This window comes from Nocardioides ferulae (assembly GCF_003660455.1).
GTDB classification, from domain to species: domain Bacteria; phylum Actinomycetota; class Actinomycetes; order Propionibacteriales; family Nocardioidaceae; genus Nocardioides; species Nocardioides ferulae.
Map to the genome: position 1 here is coordinate 1 of NZ_QZVR01000021.1, position 21,135 is coordinate 21,135.

The 21,135-nt window shown below is 73.7% G+C and carries 19 protein-coding genes and 1 riboswitch; of the genes, 7 read left to right on the forward strand and 12 right to left on the reverse strand.

Features of this window, described 5'->3' with window-relative positions; genetic code table 11:
* Positions 1-51: 51 nt before the first annotated feature.
* The 9 genes from D6B71_RS18455 to D6B71_RS18495 all read right to left on the reverse strand — a co-directional run bounded on the left by D6B71_RS18455 (position 52) and on the right by D6B71_RS18495 (position 7,382).
* A complete protein-coding gene (locus D6B71_RS18455) occupies positions 52-1,299 on the reverse strand; it encodes a hypothetical protein (protein ID WP_121257826.1) in 1,248 nt (415 codons plus the stop codon).
* Positions 1,296-1,802 (reverse strand): SigE family RNA polymerase sigma factor, encoded by a 507-nt coding sequence (locus D6B71_RS18460; protein ID WP_121257828.1) that lies wholly within the window; start codon positions 1,800-1,802, stop codon positions 1,296-1,298. The genes D6B71_RS18455 and D6B71_RS18460 overlap by 4 nt, the downstream gene beginning before the upstream one ends.
* An 84-nt stretch (positions 1,803-1,886) precedes the next feature.
* Complete coding sequence (locus tag D6B71_RS18465) at positions 1,887-2,756, reverse strand: ATP-grasp domain-containing protein (protein WP_126688318.1); 870 nt, start codon at positions 2,754-2,756, stop codon at positions 1,887-1,889.
* Positions 2,757-2,765: 9 nt separating this feature from the next.
* Positions 2,766-3,611 carry an ATP-grasp domain-containing protein gene (locus D6B71_RS18470; protein WP_121257832.1) on the reverse strand — a complete coding sequence of 282 codons (846 nt, stop codon included), beginning with the start codon at positions 3,609-3,611 and terminating at the stop codon, positions 2,766-2,768.
* 130 nt (positions 3,612-3,741) lie between these two features.
* A complete protein-coding gene (locus D6B71_RS18475) occupies positions 3,742-4,020 on the reverse strand; it encodes a MoaD/ThiS family protein (protein WP_121257833.1) in 279 nt (92 codons plus the stop codon).
* A gap of 53 nt (positions 4,021-4,073) precedes the next feature.
* Positions 4,074-5,360 (reverse strand): threonine synthase, encoded by a 1,287-nt coding sequence (thrC, locus tag D6B71_RS18480; RefSeq protein WP_121257835.1) that lies wholly within the window; start codon positions 5,358-5,360, stop codon positions 4,074-4,076.
* 11 nt (positions 5,361-5,371) lie between these two features.
* Positions 5,372-5,519, reverse strand: a riboswitch (SAM riboswitch).
* Positions 5,520-5,672: 153 nt separating this feature from the next.
* Positions 5,673-6,512, reverse strand: a complete 840-nt coding sequence (otsB, locus tag D6B71_RS18485; RefSeq protein WP_121257838.1) for a trehalose-phosphatase — start codon at positions 6,510-6,512, stop codon at positions 5,673-5,675.
* Between the two features lie 68 nt (positions 6,513-6,580).
* Entirely contained in the window at positions 6,581-7,081 is a 501-nt protein-coding gene (locus tag D6B71_RS18490; protein ID WP_240641547.1) for a LytR C-terminal domain-containing protein, read from the reverse strand.
* 1 nt (position 7,082) lies between these two features.
* Positions 7,083-7,382: a DUF3263 domain-containing protein gene (locus D6B71_RS18495; RefSeq protein WP_121257839.1), complete on the reverse strand. Its 300-nt coding sequence runs from the start codon at positions 7,380-7,382 to the stop codon at positions 7,083-7,085.
* 182 nt (positions 7,383-7,564) lie between these two features.
* Between D6B71_RS18495 and D6B71_RS18500 the strand changes: the two genes are divergently transcribed.
* Positions 7,565-8,611: a Gfo/Idh/MocA family oxidoreductase gene (locus D6B71_RS18500; protein WP_121257841.1), complete on the forward strand. Its 1,047-nt coding sequence runs from the start codon at positions 7,565-7,567 to the stop codon at positions 8,609-8,611.
* Positions 8,612-8,689: 78 nt separating this feature from the next.
* On the opposite strand, the gene D6B71_RS18505 is transcribed toward D6B71_RS18500, so the two are convergent.
* A complete protein-coding gene (locus D6B71_RS18505; RefSeq protein WP_121257983.1) occupies positions 8,690-9,346 on the reverse strand; it encodes a response regulator in 657 nt (218 codons plus the stop codon).
* A 16-nt stretch (positions 9,347-9,362) separates the two neighbouring features.
* Positions 9,363-10,742, reverse strand: coding sequence for a sensor histidine kinase (locus D6B71_RS18510; RefSeq protein WP_121257843.1), 1,380 nt, complete (start codon positions 10,740-10,742; stop codon positions 9,363-9,365).
* Between the two features lie 174 nt (positions 10,743-10,916).
* On the opposite strand from D6B71_RS18510, the gene D6B71_RS18515 reads away from it, so the two are divergent.
* The 6 genes from D6B71_RS18515 (at position 10,917) to D6B71_RS18540 (ending at position 20,192) form a co-directional block, all read left to right on the forward strand.
* Positions 10,917-12,356: an alpha,alpha-trehalose-phosphate synthase (UDP-forming) gene (locus D6B71_RS18515; RefSeq protein WP_240641548.1), complete on the forward strand. Its 1,440-nt coding sequence runs from the start codon at positions 10,917-10,919 to the stop codon at positions 12,354-12,356.
* A 102-nt stretch (positions 12,357-12,458) separates the two neighbouring features.
* Entirely contained in the window at positions 12,459-14,042 is a 1,584-nt protein-coding gene (locus D6B71_RS18520; RefSeq protein WP_121257847.1) for an FMN-binding glutamate synthase family protein, read from the forward strand.
* A 239-nt stretch (positions 14,043-14,281) separates the two neighbouring features.
* The gene (locus tag D6B71_RS18525; protein ID WP_121257849.1) at positions 14,282-15,631 is read left to right on the forward strand and encodes an alpha/beta fold hydrolase; all 1,350 of its coding nucleotides are present in this window, start codon (positions 14,282-14,284) and stop codon (positions 15,629-15,631) included.
* A gap of 94 nt (positions 15,632-15,725) precedes the next feature.
* Positions 15,726-17,093 carry an MFS transporter gene (locus D6B71_RS18530; protein ID WP_121257851.1) on the forward strand — a complete coding sequence of 456 codons (1,368 nt, stop codon included), beginning with the start codon at positions 15,726-15,728 and terminating at the stop codon, positions 17,091-17,093.
* The gene (locus D6B71_RS18535; protein WP_121257853.1) at positions 17,090-18,544 is read left to right on the forward strand and encodes a pyridoxal phosphate-dependent decarboxylase family protein; all 1,455 of its coding nucleotides are present in this window, start codon (positions 17,090-17,092) and stop codon (positions 18,542-18,544) included. Before D6B71_RS18530 ends, D6B71_RS18535 begins: the two co-directional genes overlap by 4 nt.
* 208 nt (positions 18,545-18,752) lie before the next feature.
* The gene (locus D6B71_RS18540) at positions 18,753-20,192 is read left to right on the forward strand and encodes a pyridoxal phosphate-dependent decarboxylase family protein (RefSeq protein ID WP_121257855.1); all 1,440 of its coding nucleotides are present in this window, start codon (positions 18,753-18,755) and stop codon (positions 20,190-20,192) included.
* On the opposite strand, the gene D6B71_RS18545 is transcribed toward D6B71_RS18540, so the two are convergent.
* On the reverse strand, positions 20,189-21,133 hold the full coding sequence (locus tag D6B71_RS18545; RefSeq protein WP_240641549.1) for a carbohydrate kinase family protein: 945 nt from the start codon (positions 21,131-21,133) through the stop codon (positions 20,189-20,191). The genes D6B71_RS18540 and D6B71_RS18545 overlap by 4 nt on opposite strands.
* Positions 21,134-21,135: the final 2 nt, after the last annotated feature.

A 21,135-nucleotide genomic window follows, 5' to 3' on the forward strand; every position in this document is an offset into this window, starting at 1 on the left:
GGCATCCACGACGGGCGCCTCACCCTGCCCTTGACAGCGGGCACCTACATATCAGCGAGCGAGGAGGGCATAGCTGGAGACCAGCTCCTCCCGCTCGGTGTCGACCCCCTCGATCGTGGCCACCAGTCCCAGGGCGCGGCTGCCGACCCGCCAGGCCACCAGCCGGTGCGGCGCCTGGTCGGACTGGTAGACCACCGTCTGCTCGTCGAGCCAGAACCGCACTCCGCAGCACCGCCCCGGTCGCGCGCCCTCCCCCGACCCGGACGAGCCCAGCACGAGCAACGCGCCGTCGTCCGGTTCCCAGCCCTCGACGAGCAGCACCTCGGCGAGCCCGCTCTGGCCGGGCGGCAACGGCAGGTCGGGCACCCCGGTCCAGCTCTGCGCGGTGCCGCCCGCACTCGACCGCCACCGGCCGTAGGAGGCACCCGCGCCGAAGGGCCCCTCGGGACCCTCCTGGCGCAGCGCGCCCACCCGGCGCCCGGTCCGGACGTCGTAGAGCGGGCCCGCGCCGCCCTGGCTCGACGGCGGCAGCCACAGGTCGTGCTCGCCGAGCCAGCGCAGCCCGACCGTCGGAGCGTCACCGGTGTCGACGGTGCGCCACTCGCCGGTCGCCAGTGTCAGCACGAGCACGCTCTCCGGCTGCGGGAAGGCCAGGTGCAGCCCCGTCGGCGACAGCACGGCCTCGTGGGCCACCGAGACATCGGAGCCCGACCCGTCGTCGAAGGGCGGCACCTGCGAGACGTCGACACTGCGCAACGAACCGTCGGGGGCGAGCAGCAGCAGCCGGCGTCCGCCCTCGCCGTCGACCAGCGCGTACGCCGCCAGGGCCGCGCGGATCGGCTGCTCGCCGAGGGCGGGGGCGGGGCCGGAGAGGTCGACGACCTGGGGGAACGGGGAGGCGACCCGCGGCAGCGCCTCCTCCTCCGAGGGCAGCGGGCCGTGGAAGACCGGCCAACCGCGGAACCGGGCGTTCGGCGCGGTGCGGTCGGCGCCCGGCAGCCGGCCGGGCGCGACGGCGTCCGGTGCCGGGGAGTCGGCGCCGTCGCCGGGGGTCTGCGGCGACGAGGGACCGGGCGCCGGACCCGAGGGCGGCGCCGATCGGTCGAGGCCGGGGACGCCGGCGAGGGCGACGGCCACGGCGGCCACCGCCGCGGCGGCACCCGCCGCGACGCCGGAGGCCCGCCGGCGGCGGATCCGTCCGGCGCGCTCCCAGGCGCTCGCGGTCACCTCGCGACCACCCGCCCAGTCGACGTCGGCGACGCGCTCGTGCAGCAGCTGGTGCAGCTCTCGGTCGGTCATCGCACGTCCTCCAGCATCTCGACCAGGTCGGGCGAGCCCTCGCGCAGCCGGCGCAGGGCGAGGTGGGTCTGGCTCTTCACGGTGCCCACGCTCACCCCGAGCGCGTCGGCGGCCTCCCGCTCGGGCAGGTCCTCGTAGAAGCGGAGCACGATCACCGCGCGCTGCTTCGGCGTCAGCAGGCCCAGAGCCCGGTCCAGCGCGATCCGCCGGTCGCTGGCCGAGCCCTCCGGGGCCGCGGGGCGCTCGGGAAGCACCCCGGTGACGACCTCGCGCCGGTGCTTGCGCCACCACGAGATGTTGCCGCGCACGATCACCTGACGGGCGTAGGCGTCTGGATGCCCGTCGGCGAGTCGGCGCCAGCGCAGCGCCACCTGGGTCAGCGCGTCCTGGACGAGGTCCTCGGCCCGGTGGTGGTCGCCGCACACGAGCACGGCCACCCGCAGCAGCGCGAGCTGCCGCTGGTCCGCCCAGCGGGTGAAGGCCTCGCGGTCAGCCGCGGACACGTCGTCGCCCGCCTCCCGGATCCCTGCTGCTCCTCATGCCCCTCCAACGCAGCAGGCGCCGCGAAGGTTGGAGAGGTGCCTGCGTCAGCCGAGCCGCGTGGCGACGACGTCGGCGAACCGGTCGGCGTTGCCGGGGACGACGTCGAGGTAGAGACCGGGCTCGATCAGCTCCAGCTCGCTGACCGACCAGCGGCCCTGCCAGTGCATCAGGTCGACCCGGGCGTAGCAGAGATCGGCGCTCAGGTCGGCGTCCAGGTGGGCGCCGGCAGCCCGCACCGCCTCCTCGGCGACCACCGCCAGGGCGGGGTCGAGCGGCACCTCCTGCGAGCGGCCGCCGTACAGCTCGTGCACCCGCACCTCGCCGGCACCGGGCTGCTTGTCGACCTGCGAGACCGCCCGGCCGTCGAGGACGTAGACGGAGACCTCGCCCCGCTCGCGCACCGTGTCGACCAGCGGCTGCACCACCCAGGGCCCGGCCGTGAGGCCCTCGAGTCGCGGGTCGTTGGTCGCGGAGCAGACCACCAGGCCGACGCCGCCGGCGCCGGTGCGCGGCTTGACCACCACGGTGCCGTGCCGCTCCAGCGCCCCGGCCAGGCCGGCGGCCAGCGAGCTGTCGTCGAGCAGCTCGGTCGGCACCACCGCGACCCGGGAGGCCAGGTCGAGCAGGTAGGACTTGTCGGCGTTCCAGGTGAAGGCGGTCGCGCCGTTGAGGAGCCTGGTCGCGGCCTCCACCCGCTCCGCCCAGGCCAGGAACTCGCCGCAGCGACGGTGGTAGTCCCAGACGGAGCGGACGGCGACCAGCCGGGCCGCACCCCAGTCGACCCGGGGGTCGTCCCAGACCACCCAGCGGGCCGAGACGCCCCGCTCCGCCAGGGAGCCGATCAGCATCTCGCCGTCGGGCTCCCCGTCGGGCAGCAGTTGGAAGGTGACCAGGAGGACGTCGTCGGTGGGCACCACCCCACGCTAACGGCGCAGGCGGCTCAGCACCGCTTCGGCGAAGCGATCGGCGTTCTCGGGCAGGTGGTCGAGGTAGAGCCCGGGCTCGGTGATCTCGACCTCGCCCACCACCAGCTTGCCCTCGTGGCGCAGCATGTCGACCCGGCCGTAGACGAGCTCGACCCCGAGCACCTCGGTCGCCGCGGCGATCGCATCGACGGCCAGCACCGCCGCCCGGGGGTCGAGCGGCACGAGATAGGAGGTGCCGCCGTAGCGCTCCTGCACCCGGATGTCCTTGCGACTGGCCACCTTGCGCAGCTGGCTGACGGGCTTGCCGTCGATGACGAAGACCGAGGCCTCCCCCTCGTCCATGACCGAGGTGACCAGCGGCTGGACCACCCAGGCGCCATGGGTCTCGACCGGCAGCCACCCTCCGGCGTCGTAGACCACCACGATGCCGCGGCCACCGGCGCCGACGCGCGGCTTCACCACGGCGGGAGCCATCCGGGCGATCGCGCCCCGCAGGTCGACCGCGTTGTCGGCGATCAGCGTCGGGACCACCGGCAGGCCGGTGCGCGCCAGGTCGAGGAGGTAGGACTTGTCAGTGTTCCACCGGAACGCCTCGACACCGTGCAGCAGGCCGGGCCCGACGCTGCCGGCCCAACCGAGGAAGTCCGCCAGCCGGGCGTCGTAGTCCCAGGTGGAGCGCACCGCGACCATCCGGGCGCTGCTCCAGTCGACGAACGGGTCGTCCCACACCGCCCAGCGGCTGACGATGCCGCGACGCTCCAGGGCCGCGTCGAGCACGGCGTGGCCCGGCTCCCCCGCCGCCCAGTGGCGGCAGGTGGCCAGCAACAGCTCGGCGTTCTCCACGACTTCCCCCGACAACGGCGGCCGACTGGGCCGAGACCGCCTGCACGCAGGATATCCCGGGTCACGGCTGGCGCCGCCGGAATGCGCGCGACCGCGGGCCCGGTCCACACCAGCCGGGCTGGACGAGCGCTCAGCAGCCGCCCGCGACGGCCGGGATCACCGACACCTGGGTGCCCGCCGGGGTGGGCGTGGCCAGGTCGTCGAGGAACCGGACGTCGTCGTTGCCGACATAGACGTTGACGAACCGGCGCAACGCGCCCGCGTCGTCGAGGATGCGGGCGCGGATGCCGGCATAGCGGCTCTCGAGGTCGTCGAGCACCTCGGCCAGCGTGGCGCCGTCGGCGCTCACCTCGGACTCGCCGGCGGTGTAGGTGCGCAGGATCGTGGGGATCCGGACGGAGACGCTCATGGCTGTTGCTTGCTCCTGGCTCAGGGGGTGACGGGGGCAGGGACGCCGGGTCGTCAGGCGATGCCGGTGGCGGCGAACGCGGCGTACGACGGGGCGATGGTGGCGGCGGGCCCGACCGAGTCGGCGATCGCGTCGAGGGTCTTCAGGCCCATGCCGGTGTTGATCACGACGGTCTCGAGGGTCGGGTCGAGCTGGCCGGTCTCGACGAGCTTCTTCAGCACGCCCACGGTGGTACCACCGGCGGTCTCGGTGAAGATGCCCTCGGTGCGGGCGAGCAGCAGGATGCCCTCGCGGACCTGATCGTCGGTGATGTCCTCGACCGCGCCGCCGGTGCGGCGGCACACGTCGAGCACGTAGACGCCGTCGGCGGGGTTGCCGATGGCCAGGCTCTTGGCGATCGTGTCGGGGCGGACCGGGCGCACCACCTGGTGGCCGTCCTTGAACGCCGCCGAGACCGGCGAGCAGCCGGCGGCCTGCGCGCCGAAGATCCGGTAGGGCTTCTCCTCGACCAGACCGAGGGCGATCAGCTCCTGGAACGCCTTGTCGACCTTGGTCAGCTGGGAGCCGGACGCCACCGGGATGACCACCTGGTCGGGCAGCCGCCAGCCGAGCTGCTCGGCGATCTCGTAGCCCAGGGTCTTGGACCCCTCGGCGTAGAACGGGCGCACGTTGACGTTCACGAACGCCCAGCCGTCCTCCTCGCCGGCGATCTCGGAGGCGAGCCGGTTGACGTCGTCGTAGTTGCCGTCGACGGCGACCAGCGAGTCGGTGTAGACCGCGGAGTTGACCTGCTTGGGCTTCTCCAGGTCGCTGGGGATGAACACCACGGTCTTGATGCCGGCGCGGGCACCGGCCGCGGCGACGGCGTTGGCGAGGTTGCCGGTGGAGGGGCAGGCGAAGACCTTGGCGCCGAGCTCGCGGGCGGCGCTGAGCGCGCAGGCCACGACCCGGTCCTTGAACGAGTTGGTGGGGTTGGTCGAGTCGTCCTTGACCCACAGGTTCTCGATCCCCAGCTCGCGACCGAGGTTGCGGGCGTTGAGCAGCCGGGTGAAGCCGGGCTCGGTGTTGGGGCTCAGCTCGATGTCGTCGGGCACCGGCAGCAGCGCCTTGTAGCGCCAGATGTTGCGCGGGCCGGCCTCGATCTCCTCCCGGGTCACGGCCGGGAAGTCGTAGGCGACCTCGAGCGGGCCGAAGCACTCCGGACAGGCGTAGAAGGGCCCGAGCGCGGTCGCGTGGCCGCACTCGCGGCAGGAGAGGCCGGTGGCGTTGCCGAAGGCGCCCTCGCGCAGGCCTGCGGACCCCGGTGCGCGGACCTCGGTCTCGGTGACAACAGCGCTCATGAGTGACCTCCTCCTCATCTTCCCCGGGTGCGGACCTCGCACCGGGCCGGAATTAGCACCGTTTCCACGTCCGTCGTCGCGCCGGCTGGCGGTGGGCGGAGGCTCGTGGCGGTTGCCGGGACTTCACTGGGCCGTTCCCTCAGTCCCTCTCGATGAGCAGGAGCAGCGTATGCCGGAATGGAACGTTCAACCCAACCGGGGTCCGGATATTGGACTCTTGTCTCACATGTTGGGAGCCGTGTGTGGCCGGTCCGCCGTCCGGCCGTCCGAGGCAGACGACGCGGGCCGCACGCCACGAGGGCCGGGTGGCGGCTAGACGGCAGCGGCGTCGCGGGTGAGCTGGCGCAGGAAGGCCAGCACACCCTCGGGCCCCTTCACGACCACGTCGGAGAGCGGCACCAGGGCGCTCTCCTCCGACGAGGCGGAGCAGACCAGCAGCGTCGGCATGCCGTCCTTGCCGAGCGCGGTCACCGCCTCGAACGCCTCGAGGTCGCCGAGGTCGTCGCCGGCGAACACGAAGCCGCCCGCGCCCAGCTCGGCCACCAGCGTCTCGACGGCCCTCCCCTTGTGCATGCCCGGCGAGCGCACCTCGATCACGTTGCGGCCCGGCTCGAGCACCAGATGGTGGCGCTCGGCCAGCTCACGCAGCGGCGGGAGCAGCCGCTCGAACGCGGCCTCGGGGTCGGGCAGCCGGCGGGTGTGGACGGCGTACGCGAGGCCCTTGTCCTCGACGTAGGCCTCGGCAGCCTCGGCGCGGCGCAGCAGGCGGGGCAGCTCGCGCAGGAACGAGGCCAGCCCGGTGGGCGGGCGCGGGGAGACGATCCGTCGCCGGGTGGAGCTCCAGCGCTCGTGGCCGTACTGGCCGAACAGGTAGAGCTCCTTGCCGGCCTCGCCGATGGCGTTGCCGACCTCCTCCAGCCCACCGAGGTCGAGCGCCTTGCGGGCCGGCCGGCCGGTGATCACCGCGATCGCGGCGACCTGCTCGGCGAGCTCGACCAGGACGTCGCGGGCGTCGGGGTGGATGTGTGCCGACTCCGGGTCGTCGACGATCGGCGACAGCGTGCCGTCGAAGTCGAGCCCGACGACGGTGCGGGACGCCGCCGCGACCAGCTCGGCGTACTTGCGCTCACCGTCGGCGGAGGTGAAGTCCATGGTCCCAACCCAACCATGCGAGGACACGCGGGGATGCGCGCCGTCCGACCTCCGGGCGAACGGTGCGCCTACAGCTCGCCGGTGAGGATGACCGTGAGCCGGTCGAGCCGCATGGGGTCGACGGCGGGCACAGCCCGGTCGATGCCCAGATCGAGCGCGAGCAGCTTGCCGGCGCGCTCGAGCCGCCGGGGGTAGTAGACGGTGTTGGCGGGGATGTTGCCGCCGTACCAGTTGTCGGTGCCGACGACCTGCCAGCCGGCGCTGCCGGCGGTGCCGGCGACGCGTCCGGCGAGGCCGGTGATGCCGGAGTTGTTGTAGACCTCGACGTAGACCTTGCCCCGCTTCACCGGGGGCACCTTGGGCTTCTTCGGCTCCTTCGACGGCTTCGCCGCCGGCGTGGAGGTGGCCCCCGGCTGGGAGACCGTGGCGACCTCGCGCTCGGGCGACTCGCCGCCGCGGGTCGCCACGAAGGCGAACGCCGCCATCGCCACCGCGAGGATGCTCAGCATCACCACCGGGGAGGGCAGCACCACTCCCCGCTCGTCGCGCAGCCTCAGCAGGCGGAGCACCTCAGACCTCGAAGCCGAGCCGGCGCGCCGAGCGCTGACGCTGCCGCTCCGCCCGCAGCCGGCGCAGCCGGCGCACCAGCAGCGGGTCGGCCTCGAGCGCCTCGGGACGGTCGATGAGCGCGTTGAGCACCTGGTAGTAGCGGGTCGAGGACATATCGAACTTCTCCCGGACCGCGGTCTCCTTGGCGCCGGCGTACTTCCACCACTGGCGCTCGAACTCGAGGATGTCGCGGTCGCGGTCGCTGAGGTGGGGGGTTCCGGCAGCGTCGTCGTGGCCGGACAGGGCGTTCGCGGCGTCCATGCGCAGTCTCCCGGTGGTGGTGCTGGTCTGGGGCTAGCGGCGGGTGCGGCCGGGCTAGCGGTGGTGTCGGTGCCTCACTGTAGTCAACGGAACCACACCGTTGTGATTCGGACGGGAGATTTCGCCCGCGGCGAGTCGCGGCCGCCTGCGCACCGGTCTGGACGGCGCGTAGGGTCGCGATCATGACCACCGAGCCAGCCGCCTCGTCCGACGCTCCGGTCGGCTGGGGCATCCTCGCCACCGGCAAGATCGCCCACGCCTTCGCCCGCGACCTCGCGCAGGTACCCGGCGCCCGGCTGGCCGCGGTCGGCTCGCGCCGGCAGGCCTCCGCCGACGCGTTCGCCGCCGAGTACGGCGCCGCCGCCGCCCACGGCTCCTACGAGGCGCTGGTCGCCGACCCCGCCGTCGAGGTCGTCTACATCGCCACCCCGCACGCCATGCACCACGAGGACGCGACGATGGCGATCGAGGCCGGCAAGCACGTCCTGTGCGAGAAGCCGCTCACGCTCAACGTCGCCGAGGCCGAGCGGATGGTCGCGCTGGCCCGCGAGCGCGGGGTCTTCTTGATGGAGGCGATGTGGATGGCCTGCCACCCGGTGGTCCGCGCGGTGCGGGCCGCGCTGGCGGACGGCCGCTTCGGCACCGCCCGGCACGTGCACGCCGAGCTCGGGTTCAAGGTCGAGGCCGGCCCCGACGACCGGATGTTCGACCCCGCCCTCGGCGCCTCGGCGCTGCTCGACATGGGCATCTACCCGCTGACGGTCTCCCACCTGCTGCTGGGCGAGGCCGAGCACCTGCACGGTACCGCGGCGCTCTCCGAGCGCGGCATCGACCTCGACGTCGCGATCACCGGCCGCTACCCCGGCGGCGCCCTGGCCACGATGACCGCCTCGATGACCTCGTGGTCCTCGAGCACCGCCTGGATCGCCACCGACCTGGGCCGGATCGAGATGCCAGAGTTCCACCACCCGCCGTACGCCGAGTTCACCCCGTTCGCCGGCGGCTGGACCAGCAAGGACGGCCAGACCGGCCGCGGCGAGCCGGTGCGCATCGCCGGCGAGGAGCCGGTGATCGGCCAGGGCTACGGCAACGAGGCGCTGGAGGTGCAGCGCTGCCTGCGCGCCGGCCTGCTCGAGAGCCCGCTGGTCCCCCACGACCAGACCCTCACGCTGATGCGCCAGATGGACGCCCTGCGCGACCAGATCGGCGTCCACTACTCCGTCGACTGACGCCGACCCGTCACTGATTCCCGCCTTTCGGCGGCGTGTCGGGGAACGATCGACGCCTCGGCCCGCTCGATACCCGGCTCAGGCGCCCGCGCGCAGGTAGCGCAGCACCGCCAGCACCCGCCGGTGCTGAGCGTCGTCGGGCAGCAGCCCGAGCTTGGCGAAGATCCGCTGGCTGTGCTTCTCCACCGCACCGAGGGTCACGGTCATCTGCTCGGCGACCGCTGCGTTCGAGCGACCCTCCGCCATCAGCGCCAGCACCTCGCGCTCGCGCGGCGTCAGCGCCGCGAGCGGGTCGTCGCGGCGGGCGCCTGCCTGCCCCATCAGCTGCCGCACGACCAGGGGGTCGAGCGCGGTGCCGCCCGCTGCGACCGTCTGGAGGGCGGCGAGGAAGTCGTCGACGTCGGAGACCCGGTCCTTGAGCAGGTAGCCCACCCCGCCCTCGCCGGCGGCGAAGAGGTCGTCGGCGTAGGACAGCTCGACGTACTGCGAGAGCACCAGCACCCGCGCCCCCGGCCAGCTGCGCCGGATCTCGACCGCGGCGCGCAGGCCCTCGTCGGTGTGGCTCGGCGGCATCCGCACGTCGACGAGCGCCAGGTCGGGCCGGTGCTCGAGCACCGCCGCCACCGTCGCCGGGCCGTCGCCCACCGAGGCGACCACCTCGTGGCCGGCCTCGGCGAGCAGCAGGTGCAGCCCCTCGCGCAGCAGCACCGAGTCGTCGGCGACGACGATCCGCAGGCGCTCGGTCACGCGGTCAGCCTCGCAGAGGGATCCGGGCGGTCACCGTGGTGGGGCCGCCGGTGGGCGAGTCGACCGCCAGTGTCCCGTCGACGCCGGCCAGCCGCTGCTGCAGCCCGGCCAGCCCCGACCCCTTGGCCGGGTGGGCGCCGCCGACGCCGTCGTCGGTGACCGTGACGACCAGCTGCCCCGCCGCGGACCCGACGACGACGCGGGCCCGGTCGGCGCCGCTGTGCTTGGCGACGTTGGTGAGCGTTTCCGCCACCACGAAGTACGCCGCGGTCTCGACGTGCGCGGGCAGCTCGGCCGGCACGTCGAGCCGGGGCTCGACCGGGACCGGACTGCGCAGCGCCACCTCCTCCAACGCGGCGGCGAGTCCGCGGTCGACCAGCAGCGGCGGGGCGATCCCGCGGGAGAGGGAGCGCAGCTCGTCGACGGTCTCGCGGGCCTGGGCCAGCGCGGCATCGAGGGTCTCCTGCGCCTGCCGCGGGTCCTCGGCCAGCTGCCGCTTGGCACGCCCGAGGTCCATGGTGAGCCGGACCAGCCGCTGCTGCGGGCCGTCGTGGATGTCGCGCTCGAGCCGACGCAGCGAGTCGGCCTCGGCGACGTGGGCGGCCGCGCGGCCGCCACGCTCCCGCGAGACCTGGTGCTGCAGCTCGGCGCGGCTGGAGAGCAGCGCGGAGGCCATCCCGGCGTGCAGCGAGGTCACCGCCCGGACCACCCACGGCAGGGTGAGCAGAGCGAACGTGCCGATCGCCAGGTTCAGCAGGCTCTCCGCGGTGCGGCCGTCGCCGAGGCCGAGGATCTCGGCCAGCGAGTCGTTGTTCTCCTCGAACGGGATCCAGCGCTGCCAGAACCAGTAGGTCAACCCTGCCCCCACGGCCGCCCACCACACCAGCGCCACGGCCCAGGCCACGATCGCGGTGACCAGTCCGGCCACTGCCCACACCACGTCGAGCCACGACTGCGGATCGCGCAGCCGCGCGAGCATCCGCGACCAGAACGGCGTGCTCGAGGGCGGGCACAGGTAGGCCGGCGACGGGGCCGGCCGGCCGAGCCAGGTGCGCAGCCGGTAGCGCTCGAGCCGGGCGAAGCCGCGGGCCACCATCACCCCGAGCGTCAGCAGCAGCACCCCGCCGATGAGGATCGACAGGCCGAGCCCCAGGGCCAGGTCGACGACCACGAGCACGAACGCCGGCAGCGCGATCGGGAACGCGGTCAGGGCGTACGCGCTCTCCAGCAGCACCCGGCGTACGCCGCTCGGCGGGTCGGCCTGCCGTGCGTCGCCGGGGCGGCAGGTCGGTGTGGCGTGGGCAGGGCCGTCGGCGAGGGAGGGGGTGTCGGCCACGGTCTGGTCCTCGGGTGAGGAGGGATCTGCGAAGTGGAGCGTCGTCATGGCTCCAGCGTCGTCCTGCGGAGCGCTCGGCACGATCCTGCCAGCCCGACAGCCGGGGGTGGGGCCAGCCCGACAGTCCGGCCGGCTGAATCGCCGGATATCCGGCGATCGCCCTCGACCGGCGGGACCCACGACCCTCCGGAGGGCTGGACCGACCTCACTAGGGTGGGGGGCGTGACCTCCCCTGGCCCCGCCGCCCTCGTCATCGTCGCCAACCGGCTGCCCGTCGACCAGGTGAGCGAGCCGGACGGCACCACGAGCTGGCGCCCCTCGCCGGGTGGGCTGGTCTCCGCGCTGGAGCCGGTGATGCGGGAGAACGACGGCACCTGGATCGGCTGGACCGGCGGTCGCGACGACCGGATGGAGCCGTTCGAGGCCGACGACCTCGACCTGGTGCCGGTGACGATGACGGCGCAGGAGGTCGAGGAGTTCTACGAGGGGTTCTCGAACGCCACGCTGTGGCCGCTCTACCACGACCTGGTGGCCAAGCCGGAGTTCCACCGGGAGTGGTGGGACTCCTATGTCTCGGTGAACCGCCGGTTCGCCGAGCTGGCCGCCGAGCACGCCGCGGAGTCGGCCACCGTGTGGGTCCACGACTACCAGCTGCAGCTGGTGCCGCAGATGCTGCGCGAGCTCCGCCCCGACCTGCGGATCGGCTTCTACCTGCACATCCCGTTCCCGCCCGCGGAGCTCTTCCAGCAGCTGCCCTGGCGACGTCAGATCCTGGAGGGGCTCCTCGGCGCCGACCTGGTCGGCTTCCAACTGCCGGGGGCCGCGGCCAACTTCGTCCGCCTGGTCCGGCAGCGAGTCGGCCACAAGACCCACCGCGACCTGATCTACCTCCCCGACGGCCGCACGGTGCGCGCCGGGGCGTTCCCGATCTCGATCGACACCGCCGGCTACGAGGAGCTCGCCCGCTCCGAGGCCGTCGTCGAGCGTGCCGCCGAGATCCGCGAGGCGCTCGGCGACCCCCGCAAGGTGTTCCTCGGCATCGACCGGCTCGACTACACCAAGGGCATCCACGCACGGTTGCGCGCGTTCGGCGAGCTGGTGCGCGACGGCCACTTCGACGTCGAGGACGCCGTGTTCGTGCAGGTCGCCGTGCCGTCGCGCGAGCAGGTCGAGCAGTACCGCCTGCTGCGCGACGACATCGACCGGCTCGTCGGCCACATCAACGGCGACTACGGGCGGATCGGCCGGCCGGCGATCTCCTACCTGCACTCCTCCTATCCGCGCGAGGAGATGGCGGCGCTCTACCGGGCGGCCGACATCATGGTCGTCACGCCCTACCGCGACGGCATGAACCTGGTGGCCAAGGAGTACGTCGCCTGCCGCCACGACAACACCGGCGCGCTGGTGCTCTCGGAGTTCGCCGGCGCCGCCGAGGAGCTGCGCCAGGCCTACCTGATCAACCCCTACGACATCAACGGCATGAAGAGCGCGCTGGTCGGGGCTGCCCGAGCCGACGACAAGGAGCTGGCCCGGCGGATGCGGGCGATGCGCAAGACCGTCATCCAGCACGACGTGGCCGCCTGGGCCGACGACTTCCTCACCGAGCTGAACGACGGCGACCTCACCCACGACAAGGTGGTGCGGCCGGCCCGCCGGCTGTGACCGTCGGCGACGGGAGGCCGGACCTGCTCGGCTCCGGCGGAGCTGCGTGCTCAGCTGCGTGCTGAGCTGCGTGCCGCTGCCGGAATCGGGTAACGCTCGACCATGAGCTCCGGGAGTGCATGGAAGCGGGCCGCAGCGATGGGCGCGGCCGCGCTGGGCGCCCTCGCCGCCCACGACGTCACCCAGCGCCGGCACGCGATCCTGCGCACCTATCCCCTGCTGGGGCACCTGCGCTTCCAGCTGGAGCGGTTCGGCCCCGAGCTGCGGCAGTACATCGTCACCTCCAACGACGAGGAGCGGCCGTTCAGCCGCGACCAGCGCCGCTGGATCTACGCCTCCTCGAAGCTGGAGAACTCCTACTTCGGGTTCGGCACCGACAACGACGTCGAGAACGCCCTGGGCTACCCCGTCATCAAGCACCGCACGTTCCGCGGCCCCGGCGCCCCCACCGCGCCCCACGCCGGCGAGGAGGTGCCGCTGCCGTCGGCGAAGGTGCTCGGCGGTCCGCGCGGACGCCGGCTGGCGTTCCGGCCGGGCTCGGTGGTGAACATCTCCGCGATGAGCTTCGGCTCGCTCTCGCGCACGGCGGTGGAGGCGCTCAACCGCGGGGCGGCGCTCGCCGGCTGCCTGCACAACACCGGCGAGGGCGCGATCTCGCCCTACCACCGGCACGGCGGCGAGCTGATCTTCCAGATCGGGACGGCGTACTTCGGGTGCCGCGACGCTCAGGGCCGCTTCGACCTCGACCGGCTCAAGGAGACCATCGCGTCGGCGCCGGTGCGGGCGCTGGAGATCAAGCTGTCGCAAGGGGCCAAGCCGGGGCTGGGCGGGATGCTGCCGGGGGCGAAGGTGAGCGAGGAGATCGCCCGCATCCGGGGCATCGAGCCGGGCGTCGACTGCGCCTCCCCCAGCCGACACACCGCCTTCGACGACGTCGACTCGATGCTCGACTTCGTCGAGCTGTTGGCCGAGGAGACCGGGCTGCCGGTGGGCGTCAAGGCGGCGGTGGGGCACCTGGACTTCTGGGACGAGCTGGTCGCACAGATGGCCGACCGGCGCCGGGGCGTCGACTTCGTGACGATCGACGGCGGCGAGGGCGGCACGGGCGCGGCGCCGATGATCTTCGCCGACGCCGTCGCCTACCCGTTCCGGGTCGCGTTCAGCGAGGTCTACCGCCGGTTCGCGCAGGCCGGCCTCACCGACGACGTCACGTTCATCGGTGCCGGCAAGCTGGGGCTCACCGAGAACGCCGCGGTGGCGTTCGCGCTGGGTGTCGACATGGTCAACGTGGGGCGCGAAGCGATGCTCGCGATCGGCTGCATCCAGGCGCAGAAGTGTCACACCGACACCTGCCCCACCGGCGTCGCCACCCAGAACCCGTGGCTGGTCCGCGGACTGGACCCACAGCTGAAGTCGGTGCGGGCCGCGAACTACCTCACCTCGCTGCGGCGCGACCTGGTCAAGCTCAGCGAGTCGGTGGGGGTGGCGCACCCGAGCCTGATCACCCCCGACGACATCGACCTGCTCGACGGCACCCGCACCCGCCGTCCGCTGCGTGAGCTGTATGCCTACGAGCCCGGATGGGGCGAGCTCGGCCCAGCCCTGCGCGCCGAGGTCTCCGAGCTGATGGCCGGTCCCCGACCCGACCCCGAGCAGCCTCCCGTCGACGGCGAGCGCCAGGCGTGACACCGAGAGCGTGATGCCGCAAGCGCTGTAACGCGGTGTCCAGGCAACTGGTGCGGTGCTACAACACCGCGACAGCTACCCGGACACCGCGTTACATGCCCGGCGCGGCCCGGATCGGTGGCGGCGATCACCCCAGGCAGGCGTGACCAACCCGGCCCGCGCGGCGTTGGGGCGAGGTACGTTGCCCACGTGGCCCGTGCCCACGGGTCCGACCGAGCAGAGCATCCAGGGGACACCCGATGGACCTCGTTCCGAAGCCCGACCAGGTGGTCGCCGCCGCCGGAAACGTCGCGCACAAGCTGCTCTACGGCGGCATCGCCGACCTGCGGCCGATGCCCCGCAGCCTGATCGACGAAGGCACGCTGCGACAGCTGTACCGCTACCACCTGCCGGCCGGCGTGACCGAGCAGGGCGATCCGGTGCTGCTGGTCACCCCGTTGGCCGCGCCGGCGCTCTGCTACGACCTGCGCCGCGACTGCTCGGTCGTCGAGCACCTGGTCCGCGGCGGCCGCCCGACGTACGTCGTGGAGTACGGCCAGGTGTCCTTCCGCGACCGCTCCCTGGGCATGGAGCACTGGATCGACGAGGTGCTCCCGGAGGCGGTGCGTGGGGCCTCCGCGCACGCCGGTGGGCGGCCGGTGCACGTGGTGGGCTGGAGCCTGGGCGGCATCTTCTCGATGCTCACCGCGGCCGACTCGCCCGATCTGCCGATCGCCTCGCTGAGCGTGGTCGGCTCCCCCGTCGACGTCTCGCAGGTGCCGCTGGTCGCCCCGTTGCGCCCGCTGCTGAACCTCACCGAGGGGCGGGGCCTGATCACCCGCGCCTACCGGGCGATGGGCGGCGCCCCGCAGCCGGTGGTGCGGTGGGCCTTCCAGCTGTCGTCGTTCCAGAAGCTGGTCACCAAGCCGGTGGCGGTCGCGGTCAACCTCGACGACACCGACTTCCTCGCGCAGATCGAGGCGGTCGACCGGTTCACCGCCAACATGATCGCCTACCCGGGTCGCAGCTTCGGCCAGCTCTACCACCGCTTCATCAAGGGCAACGCGCTGCGCACCGGCGAGATGGAGCTGGGCGGACGCACGATCGCGCTGGCCGACGTGCGGGTGCCGGTGCTGGTGTTCGCCGGAGCCAGCGACGGCATCGCCCCGGTGGGTGCGGTGCGGGCGGTGCTCCCGCTGCTCGAGGGCTCGCCGGAGGTCCGCTTCGAGATCGTGCCGGGGGGCCACCTCGGCATGCTCACCGGCCGCGCGGCACGCGAGACCACCTGGCGGGTGCTCGACGAGTGGTTCGACCAGTGGTCGGCTGCCGGGCTCGCGCCGCGGGCCGGGACGCGCGCCCGGAAGACTGCCGCGAAGGCGACCGCCAAGAAGCCGGCCGCGAAGAAGACCTCAGCGAAGAAGTCGGCGGCCACGAAGAAGGCGGCGTCGCGGAAGACCGCCACGAAGAAGGCGGCGCCACGGGCCGCCACGACCAAGAGGTCCGCCTCCACGAAGGCGGCCGGCCGCGCACCGAAGCCCGACCCCGATGCGATCGGCACCAACCCGTCTCGGCGATACGGCTCCGCGGGGTCCCGCTCCCTGGCTCGCTGATCCGATCGACGCGTCAACCGTTCCGCGACGCGCCGCGGATTCGCGGGAATCCTTGACGCTTCGGCGAGCCACCGGGGGCACTAGGGTGCCCCGCATGTCCTCTGCCGCTGTGACGACCAGACTGCCGCGCGAGGTCCGCGTCGGCTACGGGCTCGGCTCGGTCGCGACCGGCGCGTTCGGCACAGTGCCGGGGCTGATGCTGCTGCCCTACCTGACCGACTCGCTCGGGATCGCGGCGGTGGCGGCGGGGTTCATCGTGTTCGCCCCCAAGGCGTGGGACGTGCTGCTGAACCCGGTCGCCGGCCGGATCAGCGACCGCACCGTCGACCCCCGCGGGCCACGCCGGCCCTGGCTGCTGCGCGCGGGGTTGGCCCTCGCCGCGGCGTTCGCGCTGATCTTCGCCGGACCCGACGTCGACTCGCGCGCCCTCGAGGCGCTGTGGGTGCTGGCGCTGTTCCTGGCCGCCGCGACGGCGTACGCGTTCTTCCAGGTGCCCTACGTCGCGATGCCGGCCGAGCTGACCGACTCCTACGACGAGCGCACCCGGCTGATGACGTGGCGCGTCGCGATCCTGGCGTTCACGATCATGCTGGCCGGCGCGACCGCGCCGCTGATCCGCGACGGGATCGGCGGCCGCGACGGCTACCGGGTGATGGGCGTGGTGATGGCGGTGATCATCGCCGTCGGCGTGGTCGGCGCCTACCTCGGCACCCGCCACGGACGGGTCGGCACGGTGGGGCCCGGCGCCGGCACCCTGCGCGACCAGCTGCGCGTGGTCGCCGGCGCGCGTGACTTCCGGCTGCTGCTCACCACGTTCGTGGTGCAGGCGCTCGCCACCGGCTGCATGCTCGCGGGCGTCGACTACCTGGCCGGCGAGGTGCTCGACAGCACCGCGGCGGCCACCGTGCTGTTCGTCTGCTTCGTCGGCCCGGCGCTGGTGCTCACCCCCGCGTGGGCCTGGCTGGGCGCCCGGGTCGGCAAGAAGCGGGGCTACCTGGCCGCGTCGCTGGTGCTCGCGACCGGGGCGCTGCTCGCCGCCGTGGCCCGGTCCGCACCGGAGGGGATGGTCTTCGCCGCGGTGGCGCTGGTGGGGGTGGGCTACGCCGGCTGCCAGGTCTTCCCGATGGCGATGCTGCCCGACGCGGCGGCCGTCGACGCCCGGCGCACCGGCAGCAACCGGGTCGGCGTCTACACCGGCGTCTGGACCGCCGGCGAGACCCTCGGCTTGGCGCTCGGCCCCGGCGTCTACGCGCTGATCCTGGCCGCGGGTGGCTATGTCTCCAGCACCGACGGCGAGGCGGCCCAGCCCGACTCGGCGCTGACCGCGATCGTGCTGGGCTTCTCGGTGCTGCCCGCCGTGCTGGTGCTGGCCAGTCTGTTCTGGCTGGCCCGCTACTCCCTGGACGCCGACGACGTCGACGCCCGCGACCCCGAGACCCCCGACCACCTGGAGGTGCCGTGAGCGACGTGCTGGCTCGACTCAAGGAGTTGCAGGCGGGCGACCTGCCCGTGCACGGCGGGCGCACCCTCGCCTACGTCTACGACGCGGGCATGCCCGAGCTGGACCGCGTCGCCCGCGAGGCGGTCGCCGCGTTCGCCGGCACCAACGGCCTGGACCCGACCGCGTTCCCGAGCATGCTGCGCATGGAGAACGACCTGGTCGCGTTCGCGGCCCGGCTGCTCGACGCCCCCGACACCGTCGCCGGCACGGTCACCTCCGGAGGCACCGAGTCGGTGCTGCTGGCCGTGCAGGCCGCCCGCGACGCCCGGCGGGTCGACCGGCCGCGAATGGTGATCCCCGAGACCGCGCACCCGGCGTTCCACAAGGCCGCGCACTACTTCGGTGTCGAGACGGTGCGGGTCCCCGTGGGTCCGGACTTCCGGGCCGACCCGGCGGCGATGCGGGCGGCGGTGGAGGCCGACGTGGAGCGCACCGTCCTGGTGGTCGCCAGCGCCCCGTCCTACGCCCACGGGGTCGTCGACCCGGTGACCGAGGTGGCCGCGCTCGCCGCCGACCACGGCCTCCGCTGCCACGTCGACGCCTGCATCGGCGGCTGGGTCCTGCCGTACGCCGCGCGGCTGGGGCGCGGCGTACCCGCCTGGACGTTCGCGGTGCCGGGGGTCACGTCGATCTCGGTCGACCTGCACAAGTACGGCTACGCGCCGAAGGGCACCTCGGTGCTGCTGCACCGCACCCCCGCCCTGCGCCGTCCGCAGCTGTTCTCCTCCGCCGACTGGCCGGGCTACACGATGCTGAACTCGACGATGCAGTCGACGAAGTCGGGCGGTCCGCTGGCCGGCGCGTGGGCGGTGGTGAACACGCTGGGCGACGACGGCTACCTGCGGCTGGCCGGTGCCGCGTTCGAGGCCGTCGACCGGATCGTGGCCGGCATCGCCTCGCAGCCGCACCTGCGGCTGGTGGCCGAGCCCGACTCGACGCTGGTCACGCTGTCCCCCGACGGCGCCTGCGACGCGTTCACGATCTGCGACGAGATGGCCGCCCGCGACTGGTACGTCCAGCCGCAGCTCTCCTACCGCGGGCAGCCGCCGACGATCCACCTCTCGGTCAGCGCGGCCACGCTCGAGGCCGTCGACGACTTCCTGGTGGCGCTGGCGGAGTCGGTGTCGGCGGCGGTGAGCGCCGGGCCGGTGCGGGTCGACCCGGAGGTGGCGGCGTTCGTGGCCGCGCTGGACCCGGCCGCTCTCGGCGACGACGACTTCGACGGACTGCTCGCCGCGGCCGGGCTGCTCGGTGACGCGGGCACCGACCGGAGCGGCGGCAGCAGTGGTGAGCTGGCGCTGCCGACCCGGATGGCGGAGGTGAACGCGCTGCTGGACCTCGCCTCGCCGGCGCTGCGGGAGGCGCTGCTGTTGGCGTTCCTGGACCGGCTCAGCCGGCCCACCCCCCGCTGACTCTCTCGCTCCTCACATCTGGGTCGTATCCGCGACCCGACGACGACGCAGACGTGAGGAGCGAGCGGCCACACCGTTTGTCAAGACCCCGATCGGGCCAAATCTGTTGACCGTTCGCGGGACCCTCGGCCCGGGGCCGCCGACCTACCGTGGTGCCCTCGCTTGGGAGGGCGAGACGCAAGCGAGGCTGCGGATCGGGGGAGGGCCGATGCTCGGCACCCGGTCGCACCTGCGAGAGCTCCAGGAGCTGGACACGGCACTACGGGGCGGCCGCAGCCTCGCTTACGTCTATGACTCGGGCCGCGCCGACGTCCAGGTCGCGGCGGCCGAGGCCGTCGCGGCGTACGCCGGCTCGAACGGCCTGGACCCCTCGGCGTTCCCCAGCCTGCTGCGCATGGAGAACGAGCTGGTCGGCTTCGGTTGCGACCTGCTCGACGCCCCGCGGTCGGTGGTGGGCACGGTGACCTCCGGCGGCACCGAGTCGATCATGCTCGCGGTGCAGGCGGCCCGCGATGCCCGGCCCGACGTGGCCCGGCCGCGGATGGTGCTGCCGGAGACCGCGCACCCGTCGTTCCTCAAGGCCGCGCGCTACTTCGGCGTGGAGCCGGTGTTCACCCCCGTCGATCGGCAGTTCCGCGCCGAGGTGGGGGCGATGGCGGCGGCGATGGACGCCCACACCGTGCTCGCGGTCGCCTCGGCGCCGTCCTACGCCCACGGCGTGATCGACCCGGTGGCCTGGATCGCCGCGGCCGCGTCGGCGAAGCGGGTGCCGCTGCACGTCGACGCCTGCATCGGCGGCTGGATCCTGGCGTACGCCGACCAGCTAGGGCTGGTCCGCCCGGCCTGGACGTTCGCGGTGGCGGGGGTCTCGTCGATCTCGATGGACCTGCACAAGTACGGCTACACCCCCAAGGGCGCCTCGCTCCTGCTGTTCCGCGACGCGGCCGGCCGCCGGCCGAGCTACTTCACCACCGCGCAGTGGCCGGGCTACACGATGGTGAACACCACGATGTCCTCGACCCGGCCGGGCGGCCCGGTCGCGGGCGCGTGGGCGACCGTGCAGGCGCTGGGCGACGACGGCTACCGGCAGCTGGCGCGCGAGTGTCTCGACGCGGTCGACCGGCTGGCCCGGGGCATCGCGGAGGTGCCGGGCCTGGAGCTGGTCGTGGCCCCGGACGCGACGCTGCTGGCGCTGCGCACCGACGGCAGCTGCGACGTGTTCACGCTGGCCGACGAGATGGGCGAGCGGGGGTGGTACGTCCAGCCGCAGATGGCCTGGCACGGCCACCCGCCGACGCTGCACCTGACGGTCAGCGCGGCCACGCTGCCGCACGTCGACGACTGCCTCGCGGCGCTGCGGAGCTCGGTGGCGGCGGCCCGCGCCGCCGGACCGGCCCGGGTGGACCAGGGCATCCTGGCCCTGCTGGACCGGCTGGACCCCGACACGATGAGCGACCGCGACTTCGACGGGCTGCTGGTCGCGGCCGGCCTGGCCGGCCCGGGGCCGGACAGTGGAGCGGTGGAGGCCGTGCCGCTGCCGCAGCGGATGGCCTCGATCAGCGTGCTGCTCGACGCCGCGCCGCCGCGGCTGCGCGAGGTGCTGACCGCCAGGTACGTCGAGCGGCTCTACCACCCGGTGCGGCGCTAACGCGTCGGCGCCGCGGCCTCGAAGGCGAGCACGGTGTCGAGGTCGTAGCGGCCGTGGTCGGTGCCGACGCCGCCGGCGACCTGGGCCGCGGTGGCGCAGCCGAGCCGCGCGGCGTCGACCGGGTCGCGGCCCAGCGCCAGCCCGCGCAGGTAGCCGGCCGAGAACGCATCGCCGCAGCCGGTGGTGTCGACGACCTCGACGTCGTACGCCGGCACGGTGGTCGCGCCCGAGGCGTCGACGACCAGTGCCCCGCGGGCACCCTGGGTGAGCGCGACACACCCGGCGCCGGCGTCGAGCAGCGCCCGGGCGCCGTCGGCGAGGTCGTCGTGGCCGGTGAAGCCGCGCACCTGCTCGTCGTTGGGCAGCAGGTGGTCGGTGTGTGGGAGGGCGTCGGCGATCCAGGCCAGCATGTCGGGGTCGCCGGGGGCGAGGATGTCGACCGAGGTGGTGGCGCCCAGGGAGCGGGCGTGGGCGAGCAGCCGGCCGGCGGCCTCGCCGCCGAGGAACTCGGGGCCGCCGAGGTGCAGGTGGGTGATGCCCTCGAGCGCGGCCAGGTCGAGGTCGTCGAGGGTGAACGCGCCGTTGGCGCCGATGCAGTGCCACGCGGGGCGGTCGCCGTTGGGCCGCACCGGGATCACCGACGCCGAGCTCTGCTGCTCCGCCTTGCGGACCAGTCCGGAGGTGTCGAGGCCCTCGCGGCCGAGCAGGGCCAGCAGGGTGTCGCCGATCGGGTCCTGGCCCAGCGCGCCGTGGCAGCGCACGTCGGCACCGAGCCGGGCCAGCACCAGGGCCGTGCCGCCGGCGGTGCCAGCCGCCGAGAGCCGGATCGTCTCGACGACCTGCCCGTCGGAGCCGGACGGGATCGACTCGACGCCGAGCACGTGGGTGTCGAGCACGTGGACGCCGACGGCGGCGACGCGCATCGGGGACTGGGTGGTCACGG